Source organism: Rahnella sp. P4_A8, from assembly GCF_056402435.1.
Genome location: NZ_JBFUHK010000073.1, coordinates 1 through 16291 on the forward strand (window position 1 = coordinate 1; position 16291 = coordinate 16291).

General features: G+C 50.8%; 16 protein-coding genes and 1 pseudogene. 8 read left to right on the forward strand and 9 right to left on the reverse strand.

Annotated features, from left to right (window positions below; all coding sequences use genetic code 11):
• The first annotated feature begins 251 nt into the window (after positions 1-251).
• Positions 252-497 carry a YceK/YidQ family lipoprotein gene (locus AC1DUO_RS21375; RefSeq protein WP_013576275.1) on the forward strand — a complete coding sequence of 82 codons (246 nt, stop codon included), beginning with the start codon at positions 252-254 and terminating at the stop codon, positions 495-497.
• A gap of 6 nt (positions 498-503) precedes the next feature.
• Here AC1DUO_RS21375 and AC1DUO_RS21380 read toward each other — a convergent pair whose 3' ends face one another.
• A complete protein-coding gene (locus tag AC1DUO_RS21380; RefSeq protein ID WP_013576274.1) occupies positions 504-911 on the reverse strand; it encodes a MysB family protein in 408 nt (135 codons plus the stop codon).
• A gap of 214 nt (positions 912-1125) precedes the next feature.
• On the opposite strand from AC1DUO_RS21380, the gene AC1DUO_RS21385 reads away from it, so the two are divergent.
• Positions 1126-1524 (forward strand): VOC family protein, encoded by a 399-nt coding sequence (locus AC1DUO_RS21385; protein ID WP_013576273.1) that lies wholly within the window; start codon positions 1126-1128, stop codon positions 1522-1524.
• A gap of 130 nt (positions 1525-1654) precedes the next feature.
• Positions 1655-2011, forward strand: coding sequence for a hypothetical protein (locus tag AC1DUO_RS21390; protein ID WP_013576272.1), 357 nt, complete (start codon positions 1655-1657; stop codon positions 2009-2011).
• Positions 2012-2038: 27 nt separating this feature from the next.
• On the opposite strand, the gene mdtG is transcribed toward AC1DUO_RS21390, so the two are convergent.
• The 4 genes from mdtG to AC1DUO_RS21410 all read right to left on the reverse strand — a co-directional run bounded on the left by mdtG (position 2039) and on the right by AC1DUO_RS21410 (position 6598).
• Positions 2039-3277, reverse strand: a complete 1239-nt coding sequence (gene mdtG / locus AC1DUO_RS21395) for a multidrug efflux MFS transporter MdtG (protein ID WP_013576271.1) — start codon at positions 3275-3277, stop codon at positions 2039-2041.
• Between the two features lie 265 nt (positions 3278-3542).
• Positions 3543-3977 (reverse strand): DoxX family protein, encoded by a 435-nt coding sequence (locus AC1DUO_RS21400; protein WP_013576270.1) that lies wholly within the window; start codon positions 3975-3977, stop codon positions 3543-3545.
• 211 nt (positions 3978-4188) lie between these two features.
• Entirely contained in the window at positions 4189-5124 is a 936-nt protein-coding gene (locus tag AC1DUO_RS21405) for a Kdo(2)-lipid IV(A) acyltransferase (protein ID WP_013576269.1), read from the reverse strand.
• Between the two features lie 376 nt (positions 5125-5500).
• Positions 5501-6598, reverse strand: coding sequence for an NADH:flavin oxidoreductase/NADH oxidase (locus AC1DUO_RS21410; protein WP_119261818.1), 1098 nt, complete (start codon positions 6596-6598; stop codon positions 5501-5503).
• A 228-nt stretch (positions 6599-6826) separates the two neighbouring features.
• Between AC1DUO_RS21410 and trhO the strand changes: the two genes are divergently transcribed.
• Entirely contained in the window at positions 6827-7882 is a 1056-nt protein-coding gene (gene trhO / locus AC1DUO_RS21415) for an oxygen-dependent tRNA uridine(34) hydroxylase TrhO (RefSeq protein ID WP_013576267.1), read from the forward strand.
• Positions 7883-7949: 67 nt separating this feature from the next.
• Here trhO and AC1DUO_RS21420 read toward each other — a convergent pair whose 3' ends face one another.
• Positions 7950-8525, reverse strand: coding sequence for a YceI family protein (locus AC1DUO_RS21420; protein ID WP_015690191.1), 576 nt, complete (start codon positions 8523-8525; stop codon positions 7950-7952).
• 64 nt (positions 8526-8589) lie between these two features.
• Positions 8590-9135 carry a cytochrome b gene (locus AC1DUO_RS21425; RefSeq protein WP_013576265.1) on the reverse strand — a complete coding sequence of 182 codons (546 nt, stop codon included), beginning with the start codon at positions 9133-9135 and terminating at the stop codon, positions 8590-8592.
• A 554-nt stretch (positions 9136-9689) separates the two neighbouring features.
• Between AC1DUO_RS21425 and AC1DUO_RS21430 the strand changes: the two genes are divergently transcribed.
• The 4 genes from AC1DUO_RS21430 to AC1DUO_RS21445 all read left to right on the forward strand — a co-directional run bounded on the left by AC1DUO_RS21430 (position 9690) and on the right by AC1DUO_RS21445 (position 15307).
• On the forward strand, positions 9690-10832 hold the full coding sequence (locus tag AC1DUO_RS21430; protein WP_112198447.1) for an efflux RND transporter periplasmic adaptor subunit: 1143 nt from the start codon (positions 9690-9692) through the stop codon (positions 10830-10832).
• Between the two features lie 9 nt (positions 10833-10841).
• Entirely contained in the window at positions 10842-13937 is a 3096-nt protein-coding gene (locus AC1DUO_RS21435) for an efflux RND transporter permease subunit (RefSeq protein WP_119261817.1), read from the forward strand.
• Positions 13938-13966: 29 nt separating this feature from the next.
• On the forward strand, positions 13967-15010 hold the full coding sequence (locus tag AC1DUO_RS21440; protein WP_126124254.1) for an AI-2E family transporter: 1044 nt from the start codon (positions 13967-13969) through the stop codon (positions 15008-15010).
• A 108-nt stretch (positions 15011-15118) separates the two neighbouring features.
• On the forward strand, positions 15119-15307 hold the full coding sequence (locus tag AC1DUO_RS21445) for a hypothetical protein (RefSeq protein WP_041673160.1): 189 nt from the start codon (positions 15119-15121) through the stop codon (positions 15305-15307).
• Here the strand turns inward: AC1DUO_RS21445 and AC1DUO_RS21450 are convergent.
• Complete coding sequence (locus AC1DUO_RS21450) at positions 15304-15972, reverse strand: LuxR C-terminal-related transcriptional regulator (protein ID WP_477988659.1); 669 nt, start codon at positions 15970-15972, stop codon at positions 15304-15306. The two genes, AC1DUO_RS21445 and AC1DUO_RS21450, sit on opposite strands and share 4 nt — an antisense overlap.
• 199 nt (positions 15973-16171) lie before the next feature.
• Positions 16172-16291: pseudogene (solA, locus tag AC1DUO_RS21455) on the reverse strand (N-methyl-L-tryptophan oxidase); the annotation flags it as partial.

Here is a 16291-nt window from a genome sequence, read left to right on the forward strand (position 1 = left end):
GGCATTCCCTGTCACTCAGACGCTGGAAGTTAAACCCGCCTGAAAATGACATGGAGTGAATAAAAAAACGGGCAGTATGTGAAAACATACTGCCCGTTTTCTTTGTGATGAAAGACGGGTTACTCTTTAGCAGGTCATGCAGGAATTTTACCTCGCCTTAACATAAGGCAGGCGCTGTGCATGATAAGCTGACAGCGCTATTCAGCGCTTCTGAATGTGCCTCTTTTGAATTGAATCGACAGGTTGGGTGAGTGATTAATCGGGTTATTTTTCGCGGATGCGTGCTGGCGTTAGTGGCGACGGTACTGACCGGATGCGGCAGTATTATCAGCCGGACTGTGCCGGGACAGGGGCATGGCAACCAGTATTATCCCGGTGTGCAGTGGGATTTGCGGGACAGTCCGTGGCGTTATGTCACCGTCATCGATGTTCCGCTGTCGATGATTGTCGACACTTTCATGCTGCCGGTTGACGCCCGCCACGGGCCTTACGAATAAAATCACTTAATCAATATCACGACCCGGATACTCGTCTTCATCGTCCCATTCTTCAGCTGCCGCTTTACCTTCTTCAGTATCCAGCGGCGGTTCATGCTGGTATTCACCTTCATCCCATTCATACAACGTGGCTTCTTCCTGCCATTCTTCTTCGAGTTCTATCTGATCATAGTCCTCATCAAAGATAGCCTGCGCCGCCGCACCGCTGCGGAACGTCAGCGCATCGATGGAATCACCTTCGCCGCTGAGGAATTCCGCCTGCCACATCACATCGCCATCCTGCATGATGTATTTCTGCAGATTAAACTGGTCCGGAACTGGCTCTTCGTCGTCATGGATCCTATCCTGCGCGGCTTCAAGGAATTCTTCGCGGGCGGCATCAATAGCTTCTTCCAGCGTTGCATACATGCTCATTGTTGTCTCCTGAGTTGAAACTGTTAATGGTTGTGCAGCAAATAGCGTTATTAATGAACAAGTAACGGCCATCTGACAGGGGAAAACCTGATTAAATGATTGTTGTCTATAACTGACAGGATGCAAGTTTTCAGACTAAATCAGTCGGATTTATTTCTGCTATTCTCAATTTCTCGCTGGCGACTTTGCGGCGGTTTAAAAAACGGGAGTGCACATGGTTTCACGACAATCAGTATTACGGGTGGCGCGCCCGACGGACAATCTTGAGCAGGTAGCCCGCATGTATTCGCAGGGGCTGGGTTTCGACATCATCGGCAGTTTTAGTGACCACCAGGGGTTTGATGGCGTGCTGGTCGGGCATCCGCATCATCATTATCATCTCGAGTTTACCCATCATCACGGTTCCTCCGTGGGGCGAGCGCCCACCGAAGATAATCTCCTGGTGTTCTATATTCCTGATAATCAGCAGTGGCTGACGCAGTGCGAACGGATGCTGCAGGCCGGTTTTATCGTCGTGCCTTCGTTTAATCCCTACTGGGATGAATGCGGTAAAACCTTCGAGGATATTGACGGTTATAGGGTGGTGCTGGCTTTGCGGGACTGGACGGCATAGGCGCGAATGTCAGCGGAATTTCAGCTTTGCAAAGGCTGTGAGGGGAGAGGGTAAAAGTTTAGCAAACCGGCTACACGGGCAGCGTTTGAGGCATAAAGTGATTCTGACTTCTCAAGATAAGGTGAATGTTATGAAGACTCTTTCCCGCGTTTTGCTCATGCCGCTGTGTGGCCTTGGCGTATTATTCAGCGTGGCCAGTACCGCGGCTGAAAATACACATCCCCAATCACCGATAGAACAGCCGCACGGGTTGCCACCCTTCCACGGTGAGGGCATGCTGCCACCGCCGCCAATGATGGTCGGCTTTTGCCATCCGGGGCAACTGTTCTGTGCCAGCGTAGCCAGTGATAACCCGACTGAAACTATTCAGAAACTGACGTCGGTACTTCCGGCTACAACGGCAGGCAAGCATTACGAAGTGCGTCTGGCCGTCGTCGAGGTGCCGGATTACATGCCAGTGCCGCCGCTGGCAGAAAAATCTCAATAAGCCTGTTGCTGCTTCGTCGGCTGGAATTTAGTCAATCATGGCCTGATGAGGCCGGCGTTGCAGACACCAGTACGAATATCCCGCGTTGAATAACACCACCATCGCCGTAACAAAAAAAACCGTCCGGAAGCCGTAACTGGCTGAGACCGCCGCACCCAGTAACGGACCGGTGACATTGCCCACATCACGGAACGACTGGTTGTAGCTGAATACCCGTCCTGCTACCTGATTAGTGCAGTTATAGATGAGCAGGGTCTGAACGGCCGGCAGCAATGCGCCATCGCAGGCACCCAGCAGAAAACGCAAAATACCCAGTTGCAGGGGTGTTTGTACCAGGGCCATCGGGATCAGCAACAACACAGATAACGCCATCATCGCCACCAGGATCCGCTCGGGGCCAATCCGGTCGCCGAGTTTGCCTAAACGCGGTGCACTCATCAGCGCGGCCACGCCAGGTACCGAAGCAATCATGCCGCTGATAAACGCCAGGTTTTGTGTATTACCGGCCAGCTCCCGTACGTAAAGCGTCAGGATCGGCGCAATCGAACCCGTCGCCACCTGAATAATCATGGTGGTGACAAACAAACACAGCACCAGTTTAGGATTTTTCAGCGAGGCAAAGACCTGCTTACGGTTCAGCATGTCTTTTTTGCTCACCGGGACAAACTGCTCACGGATAAAATAAAGCGTCATGATGAAACACAAAAACAGCACCGACGCGGTGATAAAGAACACCGGACGCAAACCATAGCTGTCCGCCAGCAACCCTCCGACCAGTGGCCCGAGCAGCGCACCGCTGACACCGCCAGTTGATAACGTACCCAGCGCCCAGCCGCTTTTATTGCGCGGGATTTGTGTGGCGATCAGCGCGTTAGCATTGGGAACAAATCCACCCAGCAAGCCAAGTAACGCGCGAAGAATCAGGAACTGCCAGATATTCTGCGCGAAGCCCATTAATACCATGACGATGGACATGCCGAGTGCGGATCGCAGCAGCATGATTTTGCGGCCTTTACGGTCCGCGAGTCCGCCCCAGAAGGGGGAGGCGATGGCGGAAAACAAGAAGGTGATACTGAAAACCAGACCCGACCACATATTCAGGGATTCATGACCGGTTACGCCGAGGGTTTCCACGTAAAGGGGCAGGAAGGGCATGATCAGACTGAATGCGGCACCGGTCAGGAAGCAACCGATCCAGGCGACAAACAGATTACGTTTCCAGTTAATGGGATCTGGGGCGATTTCAGGTTCAGAGGCCGAAGTCATAAAATACCGAAGAAAGAGGTCAGATTCGCTCTGGAATGACACAAAGAAACAAGGCAGAGCATAAGTAACAATCAATTGGCTTAATAATTATGCGCCTAATTATCATTCACTTCAATGATGTTAACGAACTGTAACAAGCGAAGTGAAATACAGGTTCAAAAAGTCTTGAGGAGTGAGGGAGAGCAGATGAAAGCCAAAAAAACGGTCAGCAAGGAGGCTGACCGCGACAGACAAAGAATTAAAAACGCAATACTAAAACCGGATCTTAGCGCAGGGCTTCGTTCTTCATGACAGAGTAACGGCCGCTGCCCAGGAACATGATGACCAGACCACCAAAGAAGTACAGAGCTTCACCTTCCAGCCCCCATGCACCGACTTCAGTAACGGTGAAAAATTTGCCACCCACGACCAGGAAAACTGCCACTAAAATGTTGAATGCCAGCACCAGAGCGGCAGGGCGGGTCAAGATGCCCAGAATAATCAGAACCGGCGCAATCACTTCACCGATGTACGCACCGTAAGCAATAAAGCCCGGCAGGCCATCAGCCTGTAACATCTGTGCAATCCAGCCCACGCCATTTTCCATTTTTGCTACACCATGGAATAAAACTAAAATACCAAAAGTCAGACGCAACAAAAGTTTACCAAAGTTCTGATGATCAACAGCACGGGTAAAAGCGGAGTTCAGTTTTGCCAACATAATGTGTTCCTTGCAAAGGTAACATGCCTTTAAGAGGCGGGAGGCACGCGGCTCCAAAATCAGCGGAGTAATCACATGCAGAAATTATGGAGAGAGTATTGGCCTAAATCGGGTGGGATCAAATCTGATAAGTTTGAAGAAGTCTGTGAAAAAAACTGATGAAGCAAATCAAAAAAACCGGACCTGCGGCTGCCGGACCGGTTCCGGGTGATTAATCGCTAAGGGCTTTATAGAGCGAAGGCTCACCTTGCGGGCGTGTTTTAAAGCGACGGTGCAGCCACATATATTGCTCCGGCGCCTGACAGATCTCGTTTTCCACCACTTTATTCATATACGTGGCGGCAACCACTTCATCATCCAGCGGGAAGTCAGCGACCTGAGGGTGAATAATCATCTCATAACCTTCCCCTTTCGGCAGACGGCGCGGAGTGAAGGGAATAATTGCCGGTTTGCCCATGCGTGCCAGCAGATATGTCCCGGTGGTGGTGGCGGCTTTATCGACCGCGAAGAACGGTACAAATACGCTGGCGCGCGGGCCGTAGTCATGATCAGGCGCGTACCAGATGATGTCGCCTTGCTTGAGGCTGCGGATCATCCCTTTGAGATCTTTGCGATCCAGCATCCCTTTATTCGAGCGCATTCGGCCTTTGGTCTGGATCCAATCCATCAGCTTGTTATCGTGAGGACGGTAAACCCCCACGCCAGGATTATGGATACCAAAGATACGTGCACCCAGTTCCAGCGTCAGGAAATGTACACCGATCAGCAGAACGCCTTGCTTGTTATCACGCGCATGCTGGATATGTTCCAGACCGCTGACTTTAAACCAGCGCTCGATGCGCCAGTCTGGCCAGAACCACGCCATGCCGGTTTCAAACAACCCCATGCCGACGGATTCGAAATTTTTCACAATCATATCTTCGCGCTGTTCCGGACGCATATCCGGGAAACACAATTCGATATTGCGTCTGGCGATTTTATAGCGACGTTTCAGGAAGCGCATTGAGAAGCGACCTAGCCCGGTACCGATGCGATAAATAACCGGATAAGGCAGTAACACCAGTGCATAAAGCAGTCCCAGACCCATCCAGGTGATCCAGTAACGAGGGTGCAGTAACGAACGATTAAAGGTTGGTACCTGAGTCATAGAATCTCTGCGTCAGTGAGTCGAAGTAGAAAGTTTATAAGCTCTGTCTAATGCAGCAGCCTGCCACAGAAACACGCACACATATTCATCCGGAATATGTGTTGTCCGTTATCTTCTGCAGCAAAGTGACATATTGTGGCATTTTTTTGATGTGAGGTGAAAATTCACGGCACTAATACCTCATTTATTTATAGGTTGAGTGAATGAAAAACAAAACGAATTCTCATTAATGTCCCGGCATATTCATTCACCATCAATTCAAATATCAATAGAGAATGTCTTTTTGTCAATGAAACGGGCGGCTGTCGGGCCGCCCGTGATCACGTTTGCAAAATCCCCTTTCTGGCGACTTTCGCGTTAATCTTAAATCTGGTTATTATTCCGGCAGGAAAAGGCCTTTGACGCTATGCGGTTCGCTGCGCCAGTACTGTTTCGGCGCGGCCACTTTTTCCCCCAGTTTTGCCGCTGCATGCCAGGGCCAGCGCGGGTTATACAAAATACCGCGTGCCAGAGCAATCATGTCTGCCTGTCCGGTGCCGATAATGGCTTCCGCCTGTTCCGGTTCAGTGATCAGACCCACAGCGATCACCGGCATTTTCACATAACGCTTAATGCCATCAGCAAATGGCACCTGATAGTTCGGGCCGACGGTGATTTTCTGATGCGGACTCAGACCGCCGCTGGAGACGTGAATGTAGCTGCAACCCAGTTCATCAAGCGCTTTGGCGAGTTCAATGGATTGCTCCAGATCCCAGCCTCCCTCCACCCAGTCGGTGGCGGAAATACGCACACCAATCGGTTTTTCTGCCGGGAATGCCGCACGGATTTCCCCGAAGATCTCCAGCAGCAGGCGCATACGGTTTTCCAGTGAGCCGCCGTACTGGTCGGTGCGCTGGTTTGAAAGTGGCGACAGGAACTGGTGCAGCAGATAACCGTGAGCGCCGTGCAGTTCCAGCAGATCAAAGTCCAGACGGTCGGCGCGACGGACTGTATCGACATAGGCTTTTTTCAGCTCAGCGATTCGCTCCAGCGACATTGCCTGCGGGGCCTCAGTGCCTTCGGTGAAGGCGACGGCGGAAGGCGCAATCGTCTGCCAGCCACCCGCTGACTGGGCGATTTGTGCTCCGCCTTGCCACGGCGCAGCACACGACGCTTTACGTCCCGCATGTCCGAGTTGCAGGCCAAGTGGCATATCGCTGTTTTCACGTAAGCCGGTCACTAAATCCTTCATGGCCGCTTCGGTTGCATCGTCCCACAAGCCCAGATCCTGAGCCGAGATACGCCCCACGGCCTCGACAGCGGTCGCTTCCAGGATCAGCAAACCCGCACCTGAAAAGGATAACTGCCCGAGATGCGCGTGATGCCAGGACGTGGCTTTCCCTTCGTCGGATGAATACTGGCACATTGGCGCGATCACGATGCGGTTAGCGAGTGTCAGCTTCCCTAAGGAAATCGGTTCAAAAAGCTTACTCATGTTTCATGCCCCTTAAAATTCAGCGTGGTGATGGACTACAAGAATAGATAACAACTAAGAATAGGTTATCGCATTTCAAAAATGGGCAATGTACAGCAGGTGTTTTTCTCCTGACGAATTTGCAACGGGAGATGTCCTCATTGTTGCTTTAATGTATAATCTTGCCGCTTCAAAAGTAGCTATTCGGTATCAATAGTTAAATTCCCCTGAAAGACAGGAACGTACACCATGCCAGTGTTACATAACCGTATTTCTAATGAGGAACTGCGTGCGCGCATGTTGGCTGAAACTGAGCCCCGCACTACGGTTTCTTTTTATAAGTATTTCCAGCTCGAAGATCCAAAAGCCTTTCGTGACGCCCTGTACGTCAGCCTGACACGCCTTAACGTATTTGGCCGTATTTACGTGGCAAAAGAAGGGATTAACGCACAAATCAGCGTGCCGCAAAGCCAGTTTGAAGCGTTCAAAACCGTGCTGTTTTCCAGCCATCCGGCGCTGGATCAGATCCGCCTGAATGTCGCGCTGGAAGATGATGGTAAATCCTTCTGGGTGTTGCGTCTCAAAGTGCGTGACCGCATTGTCGCGGACGGGATTGATGATGATTCTTTCGACCCGTCAAATGTGGGTGAGTACCTGAAAGCCGAACAGGTCAACGCCATGATTGACGATCCGGACACATTGTTTGTCGATATGCGCAACCACTACGAATACGAAGTGGGGCATTTTGATAATGCGATTGAAGTCCCGTCTGACACTTTCCGCGATCAACTGCCTATGGCCGTTGATATGCTTAAAGAAGACAAAGACAAAAAAATCGTGATGTATTGCACTGGCGGCATTCGCTGTGAGAAAGCCAGCGCGTACATGTTGCATAACGGTTTTAAAAACGTCTATCACGTGGAAGGCGGTATTATCGAATATGCACGCCGTGCCAAAGAGCAGGGGTTACCGGTAAAATTTAAAGGCAAAAACTTTGTCTTTGATGAACGTATGGGCGAGCGTATTTCCGATGACGTGATTGCACACTGTCACCAGTGCGGTGTGGCCTGCGATAACCATACCAACTGCAAAAACGACGGCTGCCATCTGCTGTTTATTCAGTGCCCGACGTGTGCGGCGAAATTTGACGGCTGTTGCAGCGAAATCTGTATGACAGAGCTGAAGCTGCCAGTAGAAGAACAACGTGCATTGCGCGCGGGTCGTGAGAATGGCATAAAAATATTCAATAAGTCCAAAGGCTTATTGCAAACCACCATGCATATTCCGGCACCTGAAAACGACTGACCGGCGTGTATAAAAAAGCCCTGAATGGCGGCAGCGATTCAGGGCTTTATACGTTGAGGGAAGGGGATTACTTCTCCTGCACACCCTCGACCGAAATAATCAGCTCGACATTCTGCGATGCCGGACCGAGATCGGTAGTAATTCCATAATCCTTCAGCGCGATGGACCCTGCCGCTTCAAAACCTGCACGATAACCGCCCCATGGATCCTTGCCCTGACCGAGCAACTTAGCCTGTAACGTTAAAGGTTTGGTGACGCCGTTCAGCGTGAAATCGCCAGTCACTGCCAGATTTTCACCTTCTTTCTTCACTGACGTTGATTTGAATGTGGCCTGCGGATGTTTGCCAACATTCAGGAATTCAGCGCTGCGCAAATGTTTGTCACGTTCGGCGTGATTGGTGAATACGCTGGTGGTGTTAATCGTGACATTCACTTTATCCGCAGCGGGATCTTTCTCATCAAAAGTGAATCCGCCATCGAAATCATTAAAGCTGCCGTACAGCCAGCTGTACCCTAAATGCTTGATACGGAATTCAATAAAAGCGTGCTGACCTTCTTTGTCGATCTTGTAGCTGGCTGCCGTTGCCGAACCCGCCGCCAGTAACAGCGACGCCAGGGTTAAACCCAGAGTGGTCTTTTTCAACATGGTTATTCTCCGTTTATCCATAATATGAACAACATAAGTAAAGAGCTGACCGTGAGCCGGATCAGCGCCCCAGCATGCGGGTCAGGGTGCTGTCACGATCGATGAAATGATGTTTAAGCGCGGCAAGGGCGTGAAAACCTGAGATGATCACAATGCCCCACGCCATCCACAGATGCAGCGTGCCCGCGATATCGGCCTGTTGTTCCAGTCCAGACAGTGTGGCAGGGATCTCAAACCAGCCGAAGACACTGACAGGCTGACCTTCAGCCGTCGAAATCAGATAACCGCTGATCAGAATGCCGAACAGGCCGATGAACAGCAGAACATGAGCCAGCCAGGCGCCAATACGCGTTTTCACGCTGTAGCTTGCCAGCGGCTTAGGTGGCGGAGAAATAAACCGCCAGGCAAGACGAAATACCATCGCAGCAAAAATCAGGATGCCGATACTTTTATGTATTTCCGGTGCACGGTGATACCAGGTGTCGTAATAGCCCAATCCGACCATCCATAATCCCAGTGCAAATAAACCATAAACGGCCACAGCGATGAGCCAGTGAATTAACACTGAAATATGGCCAAAGCGTGCAGGTGTATTTTTCCACAGCATAAGATGATGTTCTCAGTGAAGAGGGTGTTTGTGGAAAATAAACATTTGGAAACATATTGGCAAACTATTATTTTCAAATTAACCGATTAATTTAACTTGTTCATTATTTTTGATGGTATCAGGAAGGTTTCCTTCAGTGCTTTTGCTTTTGTTATCTTACGGCGGTTTTGATTATATCGATTTCAGTGATGACAGGGGTCTGTAAGGTTTTGTCATCGAAGGTAAAGTTAATCCTGATACTAAAAATTTGAGTAAAAATAATGATTTCAGGAGTGATTAATCCTTGTTGATGCTTTTCATTAGCCGGTCATTTTATGTGAACATGAAGTTTTGTTATTCAGGCTATCAATCTAAATGTTTCTTAAATAAAACGTAAATATGTTAAAGGTTGATTCTCGAGGTGATCGAGATCAGTTTGTGATATCAGACAATATTTATAATTCTCAATAATCCTGATTAGGAATTTTTTTATAGATTAATATTTGATGTTTGCCGGTGTGGGCGCTTTAGCTGAATTAAAAGAGCACCATCCGACATCACATGGAGAGTGACATATGTTTCCTGCAATGAGCCGTTTTATGGCAGTGCCAGTGCTGCTGACAACATTATTATTCCCCCTGACCCGCGTGGCGGCGCAGCCTTTGCCGACAGTGACCACTGAGACCATCACCACTCAACCTGATGGCGTCAGCCGGACCTATCTCGGGCGTCTTGAAGCTGTTCAGGCCGTCAATGTGACCAGCCGGACTGAAGGATTTATCGCCCGCCGGGCCTTTGAGGAGGGGCAGTTTGTGAATGCCGGCGACGTCTTGTATGAAATCGATCCCGCCTTGCATCAGGCGGCTGTCGCTCAGGCCAAAGCCCAGCTCGACAGCGCCAATGCTACCGCACGCCATGCACAAACCCATCTGAACCGCATACAGCGTCTCGGTGATGCGCGTACCGTCAGCCAGTCTGATGTCGATACCGCGCTGGCTGCCCGTGATACCGCCCGTGCGGCTGTCGCGCAGGCGCAGGCGGCGTTAAAAACGCAGGAACTGCAACTAAGCTATACCCGCATTACGGCGCCCATTGCAGGGCGCATCGGCGTGAGCCATTTTCATACCGGCAGTCTGGTGAATCCGGCCAGCGGTGCACTCACGGAAATCGTGCAACTCGATCCGGTACGTGTGGTGATTTCAGTGAATGAACGTGATGTTCTCAGTGCCAGCCACAGCAGTGGCACGCTGGAAGACGCTTTCTCTGCCGATAACATGACGCTTTCTCTGCGCTTATCGGACGGTTCACCTTATATGAAAGCGCCCGTGCTGGAATCCCTCGGCAATCGTATTGATGCGCAAACAGGGACCTTGCCGGTCAGGCTGACCGTGGCAAATCCAGACCATCGTTTGCTGCCGGGGGGCACCGTGAATGTGGCCGCAGAGCCGCGTTCCGGACATTCTCTGCCGGTACTGCCTGCGCAGGCTTTGCAGCAAAATGCGGCAGGGCACTTTGTCTTGCTGGTGAATGACGGACAGCGCGTGGAAGCACGCCCGGTGCGTCTTGGTGCACAAACGGGACACGGCTATTTCGTCATTGAGGGTTTGCAGGGCGGAGAAAAAGTTGTGACAGAAGGCCTGCAATGGATCCGGCCAGGTATGGAAGTGAATGCACGGGCTGCTACGGATGCCCCGGATATGGCCGCGAAGAAACGTTAAGGAATAACGATGCTCCAGCAATTTATTAAAAGACCCCGCTTTGCGGTTGTCATCGCGCTGGTGACGGCGCTGATCGGTGCCGTCGCCCTGAAGGTCATTCCGGTTGAGCAATATCCGGATATCACGCCACCCGTGGTGTCAGTCAGTGCTATTTATCCCGGTGCGAGTGCACGGGACGTAGCGGAATCCGTTGCCGCGCCGATTGAGGCGCAGGTTAACGGTGTCAGTAACATGCTGTATATGTCGTCGAACAGCGGCAATAACGGCAGCTACACCCTGACTATTACGTTCGCCAGCGGTACGGATCCGGATACGGCGGCTGTTGAAGTACAAAACCGTATTTCACAGGTCAGCTCACGTCTTCCGCCGGAAGTGCTGAATACGGGCGTGTCGGTGCGCAAACAGGCTTCTAATATTCTGATGGGCATCAGCCTCCTTTCACCGGAAAATACCCATGACATGCTGTTTATCAGCAACTTTGCCAGCATTCAGTTGCGTGATGCGCTGGCGCGTGTGGATGGTGTGGGTGATGTCCGGGTTTTCGGTTCCCGTGACTACAGCATGCGTATCTGGCTGGACCCGCGCAAAATGGAAGCGCTGGATGTCAGCAGTATGGAAATCAGCGCCTCTATTCAGAATCAGAATGTGCAGGCGGCGGCCGGGCAGATTGGCGCGTCACCGAGTCCGTCAATGCAGCAGCAAACCCTGACCATCAGCGGCGCGGGGCGTCTGAGTTCGCCGGAAGAGTTCGGCAATATTATTGTGCGTAAAAATGCTCATGGCGGTACGGTGCGTTTGCGCGATGTCGCGCGTATTGAACTGGGTGCGCAGGATTATCAGGTGAATGCGACACTGAATCAGACGCCGTCTGCCTTCCTGTCAGTCTATCCCGCACCGGGGGCAAATGCGCTGAATGTGGCGAATGCTGTGCGGGAGGAAATGTCGCGTCAGGCACGCAATTTCCCGGATGATCTTACCTATGAAATCAAATTCGACTCGACTCGTTTTGTCAGTGCTACGCTTGATGAGATTGCCGTTTCACTGGTACTGACCTTCGTCGTCGTCCTGTCGATTGTTTATCTGTTCCTGCAAAGTATGCGGGCGACATTCATCGTCGCACTGACCATTCCGGTGTCTTTACTGGGGACGTTTGCCGTGCTTTATGTCTTTGGCTATTCCGCCAACACCCTCAGTTTGTTTGCCATTATTTTGGCGCTGACGGTAGTGGTCGATGACGCCATCGTGGTGGTGGAAAACGTTGAGCGCCTGATGATGGAGGATCCGTCGCTCGGGCGTGTGGCCGCAACCCGCAAGGCTCTGAAGCAAATTGCCGGGCCGGTCATCGCCACTACTGTGGTTCTGCTGGCGGTATTTGTGCCCATTGCGGTTCTGCCGGGTATTACCGGTGCGCTGTATCGTCAGTTTGCTGTCACTCTGTCGGCGGCCGTTGTTCTTTCAAGTATCAACGCGCTGACCCTGACCCCAGCGCTGTGCGCAACCCTTCTCAAGCCGCGACCTGCGAAGCCGGCCCGTGTTTTCCACTGGTTTAATCAGGGGCTGGACGCTGTTCGCGATGTCTATGTGAAAGCCGCACGGGGCATCAGTAAAAATGTGTTCACCAGCGTTGTAACGGTTCTGGTGATCGGCGGAGCCTGTGTATGGGGCTACAGCAGTTTGCCAAAATCCTTCCTGCCGGATGAAGATCAGGGCTACTTCTTCGTGAATGTGCAGTTACCCGACGGGGCGTCATTAAACCGCACCGATGCCGTGCTCGGGCAGATGCAGCAGATTATGCAAAAAGACCCGGCGGTCGAGGATGTGATCGCCATCAGTGGCTTCAGCCTGCTGAGTGGCGGGAGTTCGCCAAACGCCGCCTTTGGTATCGTATTGCTCAAGCCGTGGGGCGATCGCGACAGTGTGGATCAGGTGATTGGTCGCCTGCAACCGGCGATGGCGGGTATTCCCTCTGCAATGATTATGGCAATAAATCCGCCCGCGATTTCCGGATTAGGTACGGCCTCAGGGCTGGATTTACGTTTGCAGGCGTTACAGGGGCAATCGCCACAGGAACTGGCTGTCACCGGACAGGCGCTGATCCAGGCCGCTAACCAGGATCCTCATCTGAGCCGTGTGTTTACTACCTTCAGTGCATCCGTGCCGGAAATCGCCCTGAGTGTGGATCGTGACCGTGCGGCGCTGTTACAGGTACCGGTCAGCCGTATTTTCGGTACGTTGCAGACATCACTTGGTGGCGTGAACGTCAGCGATTTCATCATCAATAACCGCCTGTTTAATGTGCAGATGCAAAACGAAATGGAAGATCGCCAGCGCGCAGACCAGATATCCACACTCACGGTACGCAGCGACAACGGCTCACTGGTTAGCCTGGCGAAGATGGTTGAACTGACACCGTCGCTGGGTGCACCGTTTATCACGCAATATAATCAGTTCCCTTCACTGGCTATCAGCGGCTCGGCGGCACCCGGCATCAGTTCCGGTGAGGCGATGGCGCAGATGGAACATATCCTGAGCGAGAAGCTGCCTGCGGGTTACGGCTATGAATGGACCGGCATGTCATTGCAGGAAATTCAGGCTGGTGGCCAGGCCATCCTTATCTATGCCGCGGCACTGCTGTTTGCGTATCTGTTTCTGGTGGCGCAATACGAAAGCTGGAGCATTCCTCTTGTTGTGATGATTTCTGTGATTTTCGCGGTGTTTGGTGCAATCGGCGGCCTGCACATGGCGGGGCTGAGCAACGACGTATATGCTCAGATTGGTATGGTCTTGTTAATCGGCCTCGCGGCGAAAAATGCCATTCTGATTGTTGAATTCTCAAAAGCCAGAAGAGAAGAGGGGGCATCTGTCAGCGAAGCGGCGCAGGACGGCGCGAAACAGCGTTTCCGTGCGGTAATGATGACGGCAATCTCGTTCATTCTCGGGGTGTTACCGCTGGTCATGGCATCCGGTGCAGGTGCCATGAGTCGGCATATCATCGGCGTTACGGTGTTCAGTGGTATGTTGCTATCCACGACGGTGGGGATCCTGTTTATTCCGGCGCTGTATCTGCATATCCAGCGTCTGCGTGAGTGGGTGAAATCTCGCTAAGGATCCGGCCAGCTTCAGGAGAGAAAGGCTTGCGTAAAACGATCGTGACAACTCAGGGTCTGAAAATTGTTGTAATGATGGCGATGCTGGTAGTGATCTTCGCGGGGATTAAATCTGCTGCAGATATCATCGTGCCCTTTATTCTGGCGCTGTTTCTGGCTTTCGTATTGAATCCGCTGATTGTCTTACTGGAAAAATGGCGGGTGCCCCGGGCACTCGCTGTTTTGCTGGTGGCAACGCTGGTTATTTGCATGATGGTTTTTCTGACCACCAAACTGCTGGTGACGCTCAATGAATTTGCCCGCACATTGCCACAATATCGCGGGCTTATTGTCGACAAACTCAGTGATATTGAGGCCAGGTTTCCGCAAAGCGAACTGACGTTATCTCCCGAGCAACTGGCCAGTTACATCGATCCGGCGGCGACGCTGAATATGGTCAGTAAGTTAATCAGCTATTTGTCCAACGCCATGGCCGGTCTGTTCTTACTGCTGATGACCGTGGCATTCATGCTGCTTGAAGTCCCGCAACTGCCCTACAAAGTGGAGCAGATGTCTGAGGACCCGGGCAAAGGAATGGCTAATATTCAGCGTGCCCTGGACAGCGTGACACGCTATCTGGTGATCAAAACGCTGATAAGTGTGGTGACGGGGCTGGCAGTTTGGGCCTTGCTGGCAGTTACCGGCATCCGTTTTGCGTTCCTGTGGGGGATGCTGGCTTTCGCCCTGAATTACATTCCCAATATTGGTTCTTTTATCGCGGCTATTCCGCCGATCATTCAGGCATTTTTGTTTAACGGTTTCAGTGAAGGGTTGATCCTGGCAGGGGGCTATATCCTCATCAATCTGATTTTCGGCAGCATTATTGATCCGAAAATTCTGGGGCGCGGATTGGGGTTATCGACGCTTGTGGTCTTTATGTCGCTGATATTCTGGGGATGGCTGATGGGGCCGGTCGGCATGTTGCTTTCGGTGCCGCTGACGATTGTGCTCAAGATAGCCCTTGAACCTACGGCGGCAGGTCACAAAATTGCCGTGCTTCTGGGCGATGGTCCGCCAGAACATAAAAGTTAGCTTTTCTCTTCAAAATGATGAGCAAACATTTCAATTTTTTTATGCATTAAGCGAATCACTGAAAGCAGGATGTTTGTGATTTTTGTGGGAGTCGCGTGACGAGAAATTATGCTTGTCATTGGTGAGGCTGCTCAAGATGAGTCTGCTAACATTAAGGCCATCGTCGGCTTCTGTCGTCATAGTGCAACCTGGCGAGAGAGAAGGGATAAAAACAAGATTTTTAAAAAGATGGGTGAAGAATATCATGATATAAAATGCCCTGAATTATCAGGGCATTTAGGGTTTTTGCAGGTTTAGCTATAAGTTTTGTAAATCATCTGCAAGTCGTCTTTAATTTGTCGGCTGATTGGCGTCGCAGAAATATCATCAATGGGCCAGAATAAATACTTTATCAGGTTGTAAATGAAACAAAATTCCAGCCGGTTACGGACTTCGATTTTCTGCGCCAGATGTCGTTTATGGACATATACTGTACGGCTGCTGATGTTTAATTTTCTGGCAATGCGGTAGTTCGGCATCTCAGACATCCAGTAGCTCATTACCAGAATTTCCTGATCGCTAAGTAACATTTTTGGCAAACCGAAGTTATTTATCGGCATAAATGCTTCGGGATCTGCTGCAATCTGCTGCAAGAGGGAGGTGAGTGCCTGCTTGTTGAGAATAGAGACTTCGCGGGTAACGGCAATCGGTGTTTCAGAATCCGGGTAACTGGCGTCAACGTAGCAGTATATTCGGGCGCTTTGACAAAATTCAAAAAACGCTTTTAATTCCTCAGATACTTCTGCGTTATGGCAATGGTTTGTCATATTCACAAGAATAATATCAGGTTGAAATTCAGGAATTAGATTGAGGGAGTGAGAAATATTCACAGTGTCGATAATATCGAGGCTGTTATTTTCAATAAGATAAGAGAAAATTCCTAAACGCGTAAAACCACAGGGTTCAATTATACAAATTTTCATACCACGTCCTTGTCATGCGTAACATTACGCGCCGAAACCACTCCTGTGATTTCTGTATCCAGCATAGATTCTTTTCTATAATGCTGTCAATTCGTAAATTCCAGTCTATTGATCTTGTTCAAACTGGAATTGAAAAATCGTATCGTTAATAAAATGATAACCCTCGATAAATATTCACGAGGGTTGAAATTATTTTACGTTAATTGAACCGCGTAAGAGAAAAGGGGGTGAGATCAAAAGGAATAGGATGATTGTTACCGAAGTGAGTAACTATTTCCCCTAATACGCTGGCGAATTTAAAACCGTGACCACTTAATCC

What these genes read in the sequence shown, in the direction of transcription:
- AC1DUO_RS21380 (WP_013576274.1), bottom strand. Translation starts at nt 911, where the DNA reads ATGAGCATGTATGCAACGCTGGAAGAAGCTATTGATGCCGCCCGCGAA.
- AC1DUO_RS21385 (WP_013576273.1), top strand. Translation starts at nt 1,126, where the DNA reads ATGGTTTCACGACAATCAGTATTACGGGTGGCGCGCCCGACGGACAAT.
- AC1DUO_RS21390 (WP_013576272.1), top strand. Translation starts at nt 1,655, where the DNA reads ATGAAGACTCTTTCCCGCGTTTTGCTCATGCCGCTGTGTGGCCTTGGC.
- mdtG (WP_013576271.1), bottom strand. Translation starts at nt 3,277, where the DNA reads ATGACTTCGGCCTCTGAACCTGAAATCGCCCCAGATCCCATTAACTGG.
- AC1DUO_RS21400 (WP_013576270.1), bottom strand. Translation starts at nt 3,977, where the DNA reads ATGTTGGCAAAACTGAACTCCGCTTTTACCCGTGCTGTTGATCATCAG.
- AC1DUO_RS21405 (WP_013576269.1), bottom strand. Translation starts at nt 5,124, where the DNA reads ATGACTCAGGTACCAACCTTTAATCGTTCGTTACTGCACCCTCGTTAC.
- AC1DUO_RS21410 (WP_119261818.1), bottom strand. Translation starts at nt 6,598, where the DNA reads ATGAGTAAGCTTTTTGAACCGATTTCCTTAGGGAAGCTGACACTCGCT.
- trhO (WP_013576267.1), top strand. Translation starts at nt 6,827, where the DNA reads ATGCCAGTGTTACATAACCGTATTTCTAATGAGGAACTGCGTGCGCGC.
- AC1DUO_RS21425 (WP_013576265.1), bottom strand. Translation starts at nt 9,135, where the DNA reads ATGCTGTGGAAAAATACACCTGCACGCTTTGGCCATATTTCAGTGTTA.
- AC1DUO_RS21430 (WP_112198447.1), top strand. Translation starts at nt 9,690, where the DNA reads ATGTTTCCTGCAATGAGCCGTTTTATGGCAGTGCCAGTGCTGCTGACA.
- AC1DUO_RS21435 (WP_119261817.1), top strand. Translation starts at nt 10,842, where the DNA reads ATGCTCCAGCAATTTATTAAAAGACCCCGCTTTGCGGTTGTCATCGCG.
- AC1DUO_RS21445 (WP_041673160.1), top strand. Translation starts at nt 15,119, where the DNA reads ATGCTTGTCATTGGTGAGGCTGCTCAAGATGAGTCTGCTAACATTAAG.
- AC1DUO_RS21450 (WP_477988659.1), bottom strand. Translation starts at nt 15,972, where the DNA reads ATGAAAATTTGTATAATTGAACCCTGTGGTTTTACGCGTTTAGGAATT.